Annotated in this window: 12 protein-coding genes; 1 reads left to right on the top strand and 11 read right to left on the bottom strand. The window is 28.8% G+C overall.

Annotated elements, in window-relative coordinates; all coding sequences use genetic code 11:
• Positions 1-56: 56 nt before the first annotated feature.
• From H8923_RS08870 to H8923_RS08915, 10 genes are all read right to left on the bottom strand, one after another.
• A complete protein-coding gene (locus tag H8923_RS08870) occupies positions 57-1067 on the bottom strand; it encodes a sensor histidine kinase (protein ID WP_153971662.1) in 1011 nt (336 codons plus the stop codon).
• Positions 1064-1732 carry a response regulator transcription factor gene (locus tag H8923_RS08875; protein WP_153971661.1) on the bottom strand — a complete coding sequence of 223 codons (669 nt, stop codon included), beginning with the start codon at positions 1730-1732 and terminating at the stop codon, positions 1064-1066. Before H8923_RS08875 ends, H8923_RS08870 begins: the two co-directional genes overlap by 4 nt.
• Before the next feature lie 236 nt (positions 1733-1968).
• Positions 1969-2460, bottom strand: coding sequence for a glutathione peroxidase (locus H8923_RS08880; RefSeq protein ID WP_153971660.1), 492 nt, complete (start codon positions 2458-2460; stop codon positions 1969-1971).
• Between the two features lie 118 nt (positions 2461-2578).
• Positions 2579-3010 carry a MarR family winged helix-turn-helix transcriptional regulator gene (locus H8923_RS08885; protein ID WP_153971659.1) on the bottom strand — a complete coding sequence of 144 codons (432 nt, stop codon included), beginning with the start codon at positions 3008-3010 and terminating at the stop codon, positions 2579-2581.
• A gap of 206 nt (positions 3011-3216) precedes the next feature.
• On the bottom strand, positions 3217-4383 hold the full coding sequence (locus tag H8923_RS08890; RefSeq protein ID WP_153971658.1) for an amidohydrolase: 1167 nt from the start codon (positions 4381-4383) through the stop codon (positions 3217-3219).
• A gap of 98 nt (positions 4384-4481) precedes the next feature.
• Positions 4482-6023, bottom strand: a complete 1542-nt coding sequence (locus H8923_RS08895; RefSeq protein WP_153971657.1) for an AbgT family transporter — start codon at positions 6021-6023, stop codon at positions 4482-4484.
• A 20-nt stretch (positions 6024-6043) separates the two neighbouring features.
• The gene (locus H8923_RS08900; RefSeq protein ID WP_187127889.1) at positions 6044-7156 is read right to left on the bottom strand and encodes a M20/M25/M40 family metallo-hydrolase; all 1113 of its coding nucleotides are present in this window, start codon (positions 7154-7156) and stop codon (positions 6044-6046) included.
• Positions 7157-7319: 163 nt separating this feature from the next.
• A complete protein-coding gene (locus tag H8923_RS08905) occupies positions 7320-8336 on the bottom strand; it encodes a BMP family lipoprotein (protein WP_153971656.1) in 1017 nt (338 codons plus the stop codon).
• Between the two features lie 627 nt (positions 8337-8963).
• Positions 8964-9803 carry a L,D-transpeptidase family protein gene (locus H8923_RS08910; RefSeq protein WP_153971655.1) on the bottom strand — a complete coding sequence of 280 codons (840 nt, stop codon included), beginning with the start codon at positions 9801-9803 and terminating at the stop codon, positions 8964-8966.
• 243 nt (positions 9804-10046) lie between these two features.
• On the bottom strand, positions 10047-11828 hold the full coding sequence (locus H8923_RS08915; RefSeq protein ID WP_153971654.1) for a glycoside hydrolase family 3 protein: 1782 nt from the start codon (positions 11826-11828) through the stop codon (positions 10047-10049).
• 147 nt (positions 11829-11975) lie between these two features.
• Between H8923_RS08915 and H8923_RS08920 the strand changes: the two genes are divergently transcribed.
• Positions 11976-13175: an AraC family transcriptional regulator gene (locus tag H8923_RS08920; RefSeq protein WP_153971653.1), complete on the top strand. Its 1200-nt coding sequence runs from the start codon at positions 11976-11978 to the stop codon at positions 13173-13175.
• Positions 13176-13616: 441 nt separating this feature from the next.
• Here H8923_RS08920 and H8923_RS08925 read toward each other — a convergent pair whose 3' ends face one another.
• Positions 13617-15881, bottom strand: a complete 2265-nt coding sequence (locus H8923_RS08925; RefSeq protein ID WP_153971652.1) for a xanthine dehydrogenase family protein molybdopterin-binding subunit — start codon at positions 15879-15881, stop codon at positions 13617-13619.

The raw sequence follows: 15881 nt of genomic DNA on the forward strand, positions 1-15881 counted from the left end.
TTCCTTGATTCGATTTAATCTTACTTTTAGGTGACAATATCGTAACATTAACTGAATTAAAACTTACAAAAGCTTCCCTTTGGAAAAGTTATTATTACCTTTGTATAATTATTTATTTTAGATTCTATGTCTATTAATAATCCTAATTTATCACATAGTTTGTTGCATAAATATAGTCCCATGCCTGTAGATTTACTATTTATTCGTCCAATATTTCCTGTAAATCCTTTTTCAAATACTCTATCTATTTCATTGCTTGGTATACCTATTCCGTTATCCTCAATAATTAATCTAGTACCATTTTTTATATCAATTGCATCTATCTTAATTTTTGGACACTCATTTTGTCTATATTTTATAGCATTTACTATTATCTGATTTAAAATAAATTCAAGCCATTTACTATCTGAGAATACCTGTTTATCTATATCATTTATTTCAAGATCTATATTATTTAAAATAAATCCTTGCTTATTTCTTGTAATGACACTATGTACACAACTTTGCAAACTTATTTCTTTTATAAGGTAATCTTTGTCTACATCTTCACTTCTTGCATAAAACAAAGCTTGTTCCACATATCTATCTATTTCTTCTAACTGAATAAGTACTTCTGATGATTTCGCTGTTCTGTTGTTTTCTTCAATTAATTTTATAAGTGATATGGGTGTCTTTACTTCATGAATCCATTGTTCTATATACTCTTTATAATATTTAAGCCTAAATTTTTCTTTGTTAATTTCTTCTCTCATTGATTTACTTGATTTTTTTAATAGATAATAGTAAGGTTTAGCTTCAACAAAAGGCGGCTCTTTTAACACTTCACTTATTAAGAACTTTTTATCAATACTTGCTACACTTTTTTCTATGATTTCAAAATAAGCTCTCCTCTTTCTATACGCAAACATAAAATATACAAATAAAAAAATAATCCATGTAATTGCTATAGTTATTATAACTTTAAATTTATTTCCCACACTCAAAAGAAAAACTGATAACGTTATTAAAGCTATAATATTTAAAAATATTATAGCTACTCTACTTTTCAAATAATCTTTTAAACTCATATAATATAACCTTGTCCTCTTTTAGTTTTTATAAAATCTTTCAAACCAATCTCTTCAATTTTATTTCTTATTCTAGTTATATTAACTGTAAGTGTGTTATCATTTACAAACATGGAACTATCCCATAAATACTCCATAATATCTACTCTGGATACAATTTTACCTTTATTTATTAATAGATAATAAAGTATCTTTAATTCATTCTTTGTAAGCTCTATATTCTTTTGATCATGCTCAATTGTGCTAGATAAAATATTTAGCGTTAATCCATTATATTCGATTACATCCATATTAGAGTTATTTGGATAAGCTCTTTTAAGAAGAGCATTTATTCTAGCCAAAAGTATTTGAGTATTATATGGTTTTGTAATAAAATCATCCCCACCTAATGTGATTGACATAAGTTCATCAATATTTGTATTTCTACTTGTTATAAATATTATTGGTATATTTGAAAAACTTCGTATCTCTGTACATATCTTAAATCCATCATCATTAGGTAAATTTATATCTAATAAAATTAAGTCTGGACTACTTTCTTTTACTATTTGTGATATTTTATTAAAATCTTTTGGTTTTAAGATTGAGTATCCGTTTGCTATTAGTAAATTTCCTATTTCATTTTGTAATTGTTCATTATCATCTACTACCATTATTGTAAACATGTTGTTATCTCCATATATAATTTGTTTTATGTTATTAATTATATTATCTTATTAATTAGATAACTTCAACTTAAAGAAAGTATAAATTTAATTTATACTAATTAATTCACAATATATAACAATTGTGCATTTACTCTTATTGTATCATTTTCAACACTGATTTAAAACATAGCCTTAAATTATTAAGTTAATATTTTATTGATAAATTTCTTTTTTGATTGTATATAATACAGATTTTAAATATAAATAATTTTATTTAATAATTCTTCAATATCATTTTTTATTTTAAGTGGTGATACTGTAGGTGCATATCTTTTAATTACATTTCCATTTGTATCTATTAAGAATTTAGTAAAATTCCATTTTATTTCTTTACTTAGTAAACCTTTAGCTTCATTTTTTAAATACTTATAAAGTGGATGAGCATCCTTTCCATTTACATTTATTTTTTCAAACATATTAAAACTTACTCCATAGTTTAATTGGCAAAACTCATGTATTTCTTCATTACTTCCTGAATCTTGTTTTGCAAACTGATTGCAAGGAAACCCTAATATTTCAAAACCATTAGATTTATATTCTTCATATATTTCTTGTAACTCTTTAAATTGAGGTGTTAGTCCACATTTACTAGCAGTATTTACTACTAGTACAACTTTTCCTTCATATTCATGCATACTAATTTCTTGCCCATTCATCTTTCTTGCTTGAAAATCATAAAATTTCATTTAGCACCTTCTCCTATTCTAATTTATATAAATTTAATTTAATCCAACCAATTATGTTGTATTTTAGAGTTAAACTCGTATATGAATTTAACTCCATAGTAAATATATTTTCGCATTATTAATTAAACATTTTTAATAGAGTATCTAATTGAGATTTTAAAGAATTCAAATCTACTCCATCCTCTAAACATATTGAATGCATATTTTCTGGTACTTCTATTATATCTTCTTTTAATAATCTACCTTTTTCTGTAAGTTCTACAGTGACTACTCTATCATCTTCTTTATTTCTATATTTACTTACTAATTCCATCGACTCTAATTTTTTAACAACTGGGGTAAGAGTTCCAGAATCAAGGTGTAATCTTTTTCCTAATTCTTTAAAAATAATTTTTTCTTTTTCCCACATTACTAACATAGCTATATATTGTGTATATGTCAAATTATACTTATCAAGTAGTGGCTTATATAATTTTATTACCTCCCTTGATAAAGCATATAATGAAAAACATAATTGATTATCTAATTTTAATTTATTGTATTTATCCATATGAACCTCTTTAATTATCAATTTTTATAAATTTAATTGAATTAAATTAATTTGTAAAATAATTATATATTACAATATTATTAGTGTCAACATATTTTATTTATATATGTATCTGAAATCTATTTTATCAAATATATAGCCTATATTCATTTTGTATATAAAAAAGTTATCTTATTAGCATCTAAGATAACTCATTCTATAATCTATTACTTTAATTCATCTTTTGTATAAACAATATTTCCATCTATAATTGTATATAAAGTTTCTGTAAAAGTTTCCATTGGATTTCCAGAGAATATTGCTATATCTGCATCTTTTCCAACTTCTAAACTACCTACTCTATCATCTACATTACATATTTTAGCAGGATTTATTGTAATTGCTTTTAACCCCTCTTCTATTCCAAGGCCCGCTTTAGCAGCTAGCCCTGCCGATAAAGCAAGATATTGTATAGGTACTACTGGATGATCTGTCATTATTGCAACCCTACATCCAGCTTTATTTAATATTCCTGCTGTAGCAAAAGTTTTATTTTGTACTTCTGGCTTTGTTACACTTCCAAGACTTGGACCTAAAATTATATCGAATTCACTATCTTTAACATGTTCTGCGATTAAATGCCCTTCTGTGCAATGGTCCAATGTCATATTCAAATCAAATTCTTTAGCTATTCTAATAGCTGTTAATATATCATCAGCCCTATGTGCATGAGCTTTTAAGGGTATTCTTTTATCTAAAACGTCTATCCATGGTTCTTTTTTAAAATCTATTTCAAAATTTTCATTATTTTTTAATGCTCTATCTTTTCTAACTTTATACTTATTAGCCTCAAATAAAGTCTCTCTTAATATAGATGCTGTACCCATTCTTGTTGAAGGTGATGTAGTTCTTTGAGAATATACATTTTTAGTATTTTCTCCAAATGCCACCTTCATTGCCGCTGGATTTTTTACTATCATATCATCTAATGATTTCCCTTTAGTCTTCATAAATACAGATTGCCCACCACATACATTTGCACTTCCTGGACCTGTCATTAATGACGTTACCCCACCTTCAATGGCATCTTCAAATCCTTTATCTAAGATATTTACACTGTCAATCCCTCTTGCATATGGAGTTACTGAATTGATACGTTCATTTACATCATCTCCTTCCCAACCTACACCTCCAAGAGATAATCCTACATGACAATGTGCATCTATAAGACCCGGCATAACCCATGCTCCATTTACATCTATTACTTTCATTTCATTAGTTTCTTTTATATCTTTATCTACTTCTATAATCTTACCTTTATTTATTAAAATACATCCATTTTCAATAGCTTCTTCTACCATAGTTAGTATTTTCCCATTTTTTATTAATAACATTATTCAATTCCCCCCATTTTAATTATTATTAATTTAAAGGCATGAGATTATTTCAACCCATGCCTTCTTATTTTTAAATTTATATTTTGATTACTATATTATAAGCTGTAAGAAGGATATATTCCTGGTCCTAATGGCAAGTTAAATATCATAAACACTATTAAGAATATGGTCCATACTATTAAAAATGCTACTGAGAATGGAATCATATTTGCTATTATAGTTCCTATTCCAGCTTCTTCATCATACTTTTTAGTAAATGCTAATATTATTGGTAAGTATGGGAATAATGGACTTAAAGGATTAGTTATACAGTCTCCTATACGATAAGCCATTTGAGTAAGTGCTGGGTTATATCCTACTATCATAAACATAGGTACAAATATTGGTGCAAGTATTGCCCACTTAGCAGATGCACTTCCTATAAATAAATTTATAAAACAAGACAGTAATATAAATCCTATTAGTAATAATGGACCTTTTATTCCTGCACTTTCTAAAAATTCTCCACCTTTAACTGCTAATATTATACCTAAATTACTATTAGTAAATAATTGTAGAAATTGTGACGCTGCAAATGCAAGTATTATATATCCTCCCATATCTCTCATAGAGTCGGCCATTAACCCTACAACATCTTTATCCCTTTTTATCTTTCCTGTTACTTTACCATATACAACTCCAGGTATAAAAAACGCTAAAGCTATTATCGGAACCATCCCTGACATTAAGGGAGCGTTTTTTGATAATAAATCCCCAGTCTCTGGATCTGCTAAGAATGGCCTTTCACCAATTGTACTTAACGCCACTATTATTACTATATATATAAGGATTGCTATCCCAGCAGATTTAAGACCTTTTTTCTCTTTATCTGTAAGGCTTCCATCTACATCTATTTGAACTTCACCTTCGTATTTACCAAATCTAGGTGCTATTATTTTTTCAGTTACCCACGTAGCAAGAGCTATTAATATAAATGTTGAAGCTATCATAAATATTAAGTTCATTGTTGCATTAGCTTCAAAGTTTGCATCTAACATTTGAGCTGCCGGTACTGTAAAACTTGCTGCTAATATATCATTTACACTTATCATTATATTTGCTGCAAACCCTAAGCAAACTGATGCATATCCTGAAAATAACCCTATAAGTGGATGTCTACCTACTCCTAAATAAACTAATGCTGCAAGTGGAGGAAATAAGATAGTCCCTGCATCTGATGCTAGATTAGCTAACATACCTATAGTCATAACTACTACTGTTACTCTTGATTTTGGTATCTTGCTTACAGACGCTTTTATTGTTGATGTCATAAGTCCTGTTTTATCACATACACCTGCCCCTATCATAGTAACAAGTACAAGTCCTAATGGTGCAAATCCTTGGAAATTACTAACTATACTTCCTAGTAAAATTTGAATTTGCTCTACTGTCATAAGGTTCACTACTTTTATAGTTTCTCCTGTTCCTGGATGAACTACTGACACACCATTAGATGCTACAACTGCAGACAATATCATTATAACTACACATAAACCTAAAAATATTGTAACTGGATCTGGTAATTTATTACCAACCCTTTCTATCCCATTTAGCATTCTATCAAAAAAGCTTACTTTCTCTACTCTTGTGTTCTCCATAACTTTTCTCCCCTTAATTATTAAATGTCTAATGTCATCATATTTACTATTGCATTTGTTGTTATATATAACTCGTCTAAATTTAAGTATTCATTTAATGCGTGTGGATTATATACCCCCATACTAATAATTGCACAATCATATCCTTTTTCAGCAAGTATATTAGCATCACTTCCTCCACCTATCACCATTGGATTCGGAATAATTCCTGATAATTTCATACTTTTCTCTGTTAACTTATAAATATAACTTTCTTTTAAAAGTTCAAAGGATGGATACGAGTTTTTATTTTTAAATTTATATGTAGTGTTGAATTTTTTAGCTGCTTCTTCACAACAAATCCTCATTTTTTCTATTTCTTCTTCCAACTTATCCATTGAATGGGCTCTTATCTCAACACTAAAACTTACACTATCAGTTACTATATTAGTAGCTCCACCCCCTTTTATTTCTCCAATATTAGAAGTTGTTTCACTATCAATTCTTCCTATATTCATATTTGATATTGCGTTGCTTGCAACTACAATTGCATTTATTCCTTTTTCAGGTTCTATGCCTGCATGCGCTTTTTTCCCATAGAATGTAATATCTATATGTTCTTTTGACGGTGCTTTATAAGCAATTGTACCTGGTTTCCCGACTGAATCTATTATCACTACATTTTTTACAGGTAAATCATCACAATCTAAGTTTTTACACCCATACATACCTATTTCTTCACACACACTAAACATTAAGTATATATCCCTATGAGGAGTGTTAGTTTCCATTACGTACTCTAATGCTTCTAATATAGAAGCTATTCCAGCTTTGTCATCTGCACCTAGTGTAGTAGTTCCATCAGATTTTATAATATTACCATCTACTATTGGATTCACACCTAAACAAGGATGAACTTGATCCATATGTGCTTGTAAGCAAATCGGCTCTAAATCTAGACTTCCTTTTATATAAGCAATTACATTTCCGCTATTTCCACCAAATTTTTCTCCAGCTTTATCAATTTTTACATCTATATCTCTTTCTTTTAAATATGATACTAGCCATTTTGCCATTTCATATTCTTTTTCAGGTGGGCTATCTACCTTCACCATATTTATGAATATATCTTTTAATCTATCCTTTGAAACCACGTTTTAAATCCCCCCATATAAAGTCTTTTATATATTTTATCAATTTTCTGAATTTTTTACAATATTCTTTATTTTTTATTTAATTTTTTTAATAAAAAAGCACTTTGATTTTATCAAAGTGCTTTAAAAGTATTATTTAATCTTATTTATATATTTTTTAAATCTATTTTACAAGTGCATTATATTCTTCTTCTGTTTTTGGAGCAGTTAATTCACCACTTTTGAATTTTTCCATTTGCTCATTAACATAATCTAATATTTCTTGTGATACTAAGTTCGAAGTAGTATCTGGTATACCTACTGCATCTTCATTTAATCCGTATACTGTAGTAGTTCCACCATCAAAGTTTCCTTCTGATAAAGCCTTTACAGCTTCATATACACCTACATCAACTCTTTTTATTGCTGAAGTTAATACATTTTCTGGAGCTAAGTCACTTTGGTCTCTATCTACACCTATAGCATATTTTCCAAGTTCTTTAGCTGCTTCTATAGCACCAGTTCCAACATCTCCACCACATATAAATACTATATCTGCATTATTCTTATACATTTGTGTAGCTATAGCCTTACCTTTAGCTTGGTCTGTAAATGAGTTTGCATATTGAGCTTGTATTTCTGCATCTGGATTAGCAGCCTTTACTCCTGCCATGAATCCATATTTAAAAGTATCTATAACTCCAATTTGCATTCCGCCTATAAATCCAACATTATCTGTTTTTGTCATTTTACCAGCTATTAATCCTACTAAGTATCCTGATTGTTCTGCATTAAATTGTATTGACTTTACATTTGATGGTATTTCTTCATAAGTTTCATCAACTAACGCAAATTTTTGGTCTGGGTATGATTTAGCTGCTTCTTCTATTGTTGGAGCTAATTTCTGACCTACTCCTATTATTAAATCAGTATCTTGATCTACTAATGTCTCTACATTTTGCATATAATCTGCATCTTGATTAGATTCTAAGTATCTAACTTCAACTCCAAGCTCTTTTTCAGCTCTTTGTAATCCTTCCCATGCACTTTGGTTGAAAGATTGGTCATTTACACCAGCAACATCTGTTATCATTGCTATTTTTATTTTACCATCTTCCTCAGAATTACTTGAACATCCTACTAATAACGATGTTGATAATATAGCTGTCATAGCTATCGCTGCCATCTTTTTTAATTTCATTGTCATTCCTCCGTTGTCTTTAGCAAAATATCTTTACTGACACTCCTATGCTTACATATTTTATATATTTTTTACCTATAAAAAAATCCTTCTATCTGTAGAGGATAAAAGGATACTTACACAATTTTATATTAAAATATGTAAATCTCTTCATAGCCTCTCTGGACTAAATTAAAGTATCAATATTTTTTTCTTTAAAAATCATACTATTATTTTCTTTAATTGTCAATATCTTTAATATAATAAAATATGAATTATTATTATATATTTTAATTTATTGTTTCTTTTTGTCGAATCATTATTTAAATTTTCATTTTATAATTAGCATAATATCCAAACATTATTTTATAATTACTTCTTTACATACCTATATTTTAATTAAATGTAATATTTTTACTCCGATTTTTTTATTTTTATTAGTATTTTTTAATATTTATATTTATTAAAAGTACACGGTATTCTACTTTCTTGTATAATCTTCTTTATCTAATTTTATAAAATTATCTAATAAATTTAGATATTTTACTAAATTGTACTTGAGCTTCACCTAGTCTTTTTGATGCTTAGCCATTGATGAAATAAGATCTCAACCAAATAAGTCTAGAGTTACCCACGATTTTACAGATGCTAATTTATTATTATTGTAGTTTTATCTAATATATTATCATAAATCCATTGAGCATTTTCTACAGCTAATCGAATACACCCATGACTTAAAGCCATTCCAAGTCTGTCATCAATTATCTCTGTTCCAGATGCATTAAATAAAATCGAATGATAGTAGTAGCTACCTCTAATTCTAGTAGCATATTTTACCCTATAAGTATCAGAGCCAAAGTAAGGCTTTCTTCCATTCACATAAAAAGTTCCCTTAATTGTTGGTGTGCTTGGCTTTCCTACTGTACATGACCATTTATATAGTAATTTCCATAAACCATCATTATTTTTTTCAAATATATAAGTAAGTTTATTTTCTAAATCTGTTGTAATTAAGTTTAAAGTCGGACTTTTAATTTGATTATCATTTACAAATCTTGTCATATCTGTATAAAAATATTCAAAATCATATCCTTCTGGTGGGTTTCCATCATCAGAAAGAAAATAACTAAATATATATCCTTCTTGATTATCATACATAACATGACTCCAGTCTCCATTTACAGCTAACACTTGTACTATAGATTTTGGAGAAATTACTGTTACTGGATTAGACTCCGCAGATGGATAAGATCTTAAAGTAACATCTGTCCATGTATATTTCGTTTTTGATAAGTAATCGCTATATACATATCCCTGCTGACCATTATACATTACTTCATACCAATCTTCTTCAGCATCAATAACCTGAACCTTCCCTCCTTCAGGTATTACCATTATAACATTTGAAGAAGTTGATTTTTCTTCCCTTAGATTAGTATTAGCTATAGTATATTTATATGAATTTTGTTGCCTTTTATATATTCTCATACTTCACCTCGAAATTTACTTTTTATAATATCTTATGAAACTGTTTCTTTATTTATCACTATTTTACTCTAAGCTAATTAATATAAATTCTTAACTTTATCATTATTAAAATAAATAATAATTTTAGTAAACGTATCTAATAATGAAAAGAGATGCCTACCCAAAATAATAAAAATTATTTTAGATAGGCATCTTACTTTGAATTATCACTAATATTATTCTATTTAATTCTATATACTATAATTAACGTCTAGTATCAGCTAATTCACAGAATGAATTTACTGGATCTATACCTTTAAATTCTGATTTTCCTACCATTTTATCAACTAAAGCTTTTAGTGTAAAGTCATTATCATCATAAGCATTTATGTAAGTCTTTACTTGAGGTACATCAGCTAAATGGAATGGACATTGAACTGAAACAAATATAGTTGGTACCTCATGTACATAGAATGGTATATCTGGAGTTCCCTTACTTACTGGCCATTGTATACGTTGATCTGTATTTCCTCCAACTTTAGCTAAGTTTATTATTAAATCATAGTTATCAGTTAGAGTTGATATAGGACGCTTACTTGCATATACATTCATAGCAGCTTTTATCATCTCTTCTGGTGGTAATTTCATAATCTTATCCATTGGAGATTCATATATTTCAACAGAGAACCCTTCAGCTTCTAATAATTCTTTAAACACTTCTATCATACTTTTACGGTTACCACCCATCATAGACATAAGTTTAGCGAATCCACCTTCATGTCCTTTAGGTTGTACAAGTAATATACGCTTATGTTTTTCTAAAGATATTGGGAATATATCTTCTTTATTTTTAACTAAAGTTATAGCTTTATCAGCTATTTCTACAGCAGGTATTTTATTTTCTTCTAATCCGATTTTAGCCATAGCTTCTTCTTTTGGAGGTAATATTTCATTCTTAGCCTTATTATGAAGTCCAAGCTTAGCTTTTAGACCTAATATCCTAGTTAAAGCTTCTTCTAATCTTTCATCTGTTATTATTCCTTTTTTATATCCTTCCATCATCCACTCAAAGTCTTCATCTGGATCGTTAAAGAATAAGAATAAATCAGAACCTGCTGCAATTGCAGTAGGTAACATCTCACTACGCTTCATTGCTGAAGTCATAGCAACCATGTGAGAAGCATCAGTTACTACTACCCCATTGAAGTTTAATTTATCTCTTAATAAGTCAACTAATATGTACTTACTTAATGTAGCTGGCATAGTTAATTCTTCTGAAGTTGCATCGGGATTAAAGTGACGTACATATTCTGGTAATGCTATATGCCCTGCCATTATTGATGGAAGACCTGCATCTATTAATCCTCCGTAAACCTTTCCAAATGAATTATCCCACTCCTCTACTGAATACCAGTTCGGAGCATATGATAAATGTTGATCTCTTTCATCTACACCGTCTCCTGGGAAATGCTTTGCAGCTGGCATGATACCATGCTCCATTATTCCTCTCATGTATTCTAATGAGAATTCTAATACTTTATCTGCATCTGATGAATAGCAACGATTTGATATTATAGGATTTCTCCAGTTTCTATTTATATCAACTATTGGTGCAAAACTCCAGTTACATCCTATAGCAGATGCTTCAATTCCTGAAATACGCCCTAATTCATATGCATACTTTGGATCATTTGTAGCACCTATTTTAACTTGGTGTCCTACATATGTACCATCTGTACAAGCTCCATTACCACCTTGTTCAGTATTAGCAGCTATTAATAGAGGTATCTTACTATTTTCTTGTAATATTTTATTTTGATCATATACTTCTGAAGCTTTAGCTGGATTATAACGAACAGCTCCTATATGATAATTATCTAACATACTTTTCAGATATTCTTCTTCACGGCTTGCTCCCATGTTTACGAATAGTTGCCCTATTTTTTCTTCTATAGTCATATTTGCTATAGTATCTTTTACCCACTCTATTGATTCATCATCAAGATTATATGGCTTTGCTTTTAAATCAACCTTGTATTTAGTCATTTTTACTCTCCCTAAATATTTCTATTTTAAAAAGTCATTTTTTTAACTTTCTTGAACTAATTATAACAGACTGAAAACATTTACTTATATAACAAATAATGATATAATCGTACAAATAATGAATATTTTTTAAGGATGTGATATTATATGACAGATAACGATATTAGTTTTTGGGCACAAAGTATATCAATATCTTTAGGTATATCAATATATATGACTTCAGGTGAAGAAGAAATTGTTAGAGTGCTTAAAAACAATCCTTTTTTCAAATTAATTTCAAATGTTAATTTGAAAAAATTTGCAAATAAATATACAAATATATGCGTTAAAAAGGTTTCTTATTTTATCGAAGGACCTTTTAGTACATATTTTATGATAATTTGTTTAGATGAAAATTTTAATAAGAATCTGGTAATAGGCCCATTCATTAATAAAGTTGTCTCAAAAGATGAGATTTTAGAAGTAACTTCTTTATTAAATTTTGATTATTCTTTGGTAGAAGAGATAGTTAAGTATTATAATACAGTTCCTATCGTTGAAAACCTTAAACTAATTTCTTTAATTAATTTATTTCTAGAAAAATATTTTAATACTAATGGACCATTTCCATTTATCTTTATACAAAAAAATAATTTATCAGAAAATAACTTCGATTTTAATATAAATTTAGATAATATATCATTTAGCTCGATAGAAAATCAGTATAAAATGGAAAATGAATTTTTAAATTATGTATCCGCGGGTAATTTTTCTAGTGCATGTATTACCTTTAAAAACTTAATTTTAGATGCAGAAGTTAATTTTAAATTAGACAGTTATTTTTATAGTAGTAGCGGTTTTTTTATGCTTAATTCTATGCTAAAAAAATCAGTAGAATCAAGTGGAGTTCATCCCACATACTTAGATTCAGTTTTTAGAAGATATAATTTAATTATATCCTCTAATAAAAATTTAAATAAAAATATGGCCTTAAAAATGATCAAAGATTATTGTAATCTAGTAACCAAATATAGTTTAAATTATATTAATCCTTTACTAAGAAAAATAATTGCTTATATTAATTATAATTACTCTAGTGAATTAACTGTTTCCGGTATATCTAATCATTTCGGTATAACATCAAATTATTTGTATTGTCTATTTAAAAAAGAAATGGGAATTTCTGCTATTGAATTTATTAATAAAACTAGAATTGATGAAGCTTCTAAACTAATTAGAGAAACAGATATGCAAATTCAAAATGTTGCTGAGAGCGTTGGGTTAAATGACACTAGCTATTTTGCAAGACTTTTTAAAAAATATATGGGGATAACCCCTTCTAGATATAAAAAGAATTTTAATTTATAAATTCACCTTATTCAATCTTTTGTACTTTTATATTTTTATACTTTTGGACATTTGTCCTTAACTTTAATTTGAAAGCTTACTTATAATAATATAGCTCAAGAGTTTTGCTATACACTATATTCAAATTTCAACGTAAGTGCAGCGTATACACTAATAAACTGTGTGGAAAAGGCGGATTTTTTAAGTCAATACTTGAAGGTCATAAAAAATTCACAGCCATAGCAGTTATATCATATGTAAACAAGTTATGAATGAGTTCTGTAATTTAAAAACTTTTAAGATAATTATAGCTAAAAGTACTAATAAGTATTTAGAATATACATTAGACTGACTTTTACCATTCACAGGTAAATATCTATATTAATAATATAAAAAGGTATTTAGTTTAACCTAAATACCTTTTTATATTATTAATATTTTTTAAATCATTATCAAATCTATCTATTTATTCATTTCCATAAATATTTTTTCAGGTGTCATAGGAAGACTATTTATCCTAACCCCAACACCATTATATATAGCATCTTGGATAGCAGGAGCAGGAGTATTTATAACAACCTCACCTATACTCTTAGCACCAAATGGTCCAGTTGGCTCATAAGTCTCAACAAAATCAACTCTCACTCTGCCAATATCACTCCTAGCAGGTATTTTATACTGCATAAATGAATTACTGTCCATTTGACCGTTCTCAAGGTATCTAACTTCTTCAAATAAAGCAAGTCCCATCCCTTGAACTATACCACCTTCTGTTTGTATAGTAGCAAGACCTCTATTTATTACTGTGCCACAGTCTACTACTGCAACATAATCTATAATTTCAAGCTTACCAGTTTCTTTATCTATTTCAGTTTCAACAAAACCAGCTATATAAGGTGGTGGAGAAACTGGGCTTCCATGAGATGCAAATCCATTTAATTGAACTTTATTTGGACCGACAGTAAAGTCTACTGCTAAATCAAATATAGATATAGATTTATCATCACAGAATACTTTCTTGCCATCAAACTCAGCAAGTTCTTTAGCTACTTGAAGTCTATCTGCTCCAACTTCTATTATCTTTTCTCTTAATTGTTGACAAGCCTTGACTACGGCCATTCCAGTTACATATGTTGTACTTGATGCATAAGAACCTGGATCATAAGGAACTATATCGGTATCAGCTGATACAACAGTTATTTTATCCATAGTAGTTTCAAGTATATCACATGCCATTTGAGCAAGTATTGTATCGCTACCTGTCCCCATATCTGTAGAACCAACGAATAATGTATAGTTTCCATCATCATTTAATCTTATTTCAACTGAAGATGTATCTATATTGGCTATTCCAGATCCTTGCATAGTAAGAGCCATACCAATACTTCTTACTTTTCCGTTTCCAAGGTCTTTTGATGGATATTTTTCATCCCACTTTATCATTTCTTTACCTTTTTTTATACATTCTTCTAAGTTAGCACTATTTATAGATTTATCATATGCAAAAGTAGTTTCTCCTTCTTTTACAATATTTTTAAGTCTTAATTCTACAGGATCTATGTTTAACTTAACTGCCAACTTATTTATAGTAGATTCAACAGCAAAACACCCTTGAGTAGCTCCATAACCTCTAAATGCACCTGCTGGCATTTTATTAGTATATACTACATTACCTGTAAATCTAGCTGCCTCTAATTTATTGTATATTGGCATACTCTTTTCTCCAACTAATCCAAATGTAGTTGATGCATGTTCTCCGTATGCTCCTGTATCAGACAGTGCATTTATATCTATAACTTTTATTACCCCATCCTTAGTAGCACCCATTCTAACTTTCATCTTCATAGCATGTCTACTATTAGAACAATTGAATGTTTCTTTTCTACTGTATATTAATTTTGCTGGCTTTCCTGTTTTTAATGTTACAAGAGCTGAGAATATTTCAACGCAAGCAGTTTGCTTACCTCCAAAACCTCCACCTATTCTAGGCTTTATAACTCTTATTTTACTTGATGGTATATTTAATGCTCTACTTAAATGTCTTCTTACGTGAAAAGGTATTTGAGTAGAAGAAATCACTACTAATCGTCCCATATGATCTAGATAGTTATAAGCTCTATATGTTTCCATCATAGCTTGTGCTTGCGCTTGAGTATAGTAAGTTTCTTCAAGAACAATATCACATTCAGATAAAGTTTTTTCTATGTCTCCCTTTGTATAGTTATGAGTAGAAACTATGTTTCTTTCTCTTTGCATGCCTATATCAAAGTTAGTATGTATCTCTTCTTCATGAACTATTACCTTATTATCTATTGCAGTTTCAAAATCTATAACTGCATCTAATACTTCATATTCAACCTTTATCATTTTCATTGCTTTAATTGCTGTTTTTTCATCAACTGCTGCAACTATAGCAACTTCATCTCCTACGTATCTTACTCTATTTTCTAATATTAATCTATCATATGGAGATGGTTCTGGATAAGATTGTCCAGCTAGTGTAAATCTTTTATTAGGAACATCTTTGTATGTAAGTACGCACTCTACTCCAGGTACTAACATAGCTTTCGAAGTATCTATATTTTTTATTATTGCATTTGCATATGGGCTTCTTAATATTTTAACTATCAATGCGTCCTTTGAAGATAAGTCATCAGTATATACAGGCTTACCTGTTGCTATTGCCATACCATCAGTTTTCGGTATACTTCTTCCTACGAAACTCAT

This window comes from Romboutsia faecis, assembly GCF_014323405.1.
Taxonomy (GTDB): Bacteria; Bacillota; Clostridia; order Peptostreptococcales; family Peptostreptococcaceae; genus Romboutsia_E; species Romboutsia_E faecis.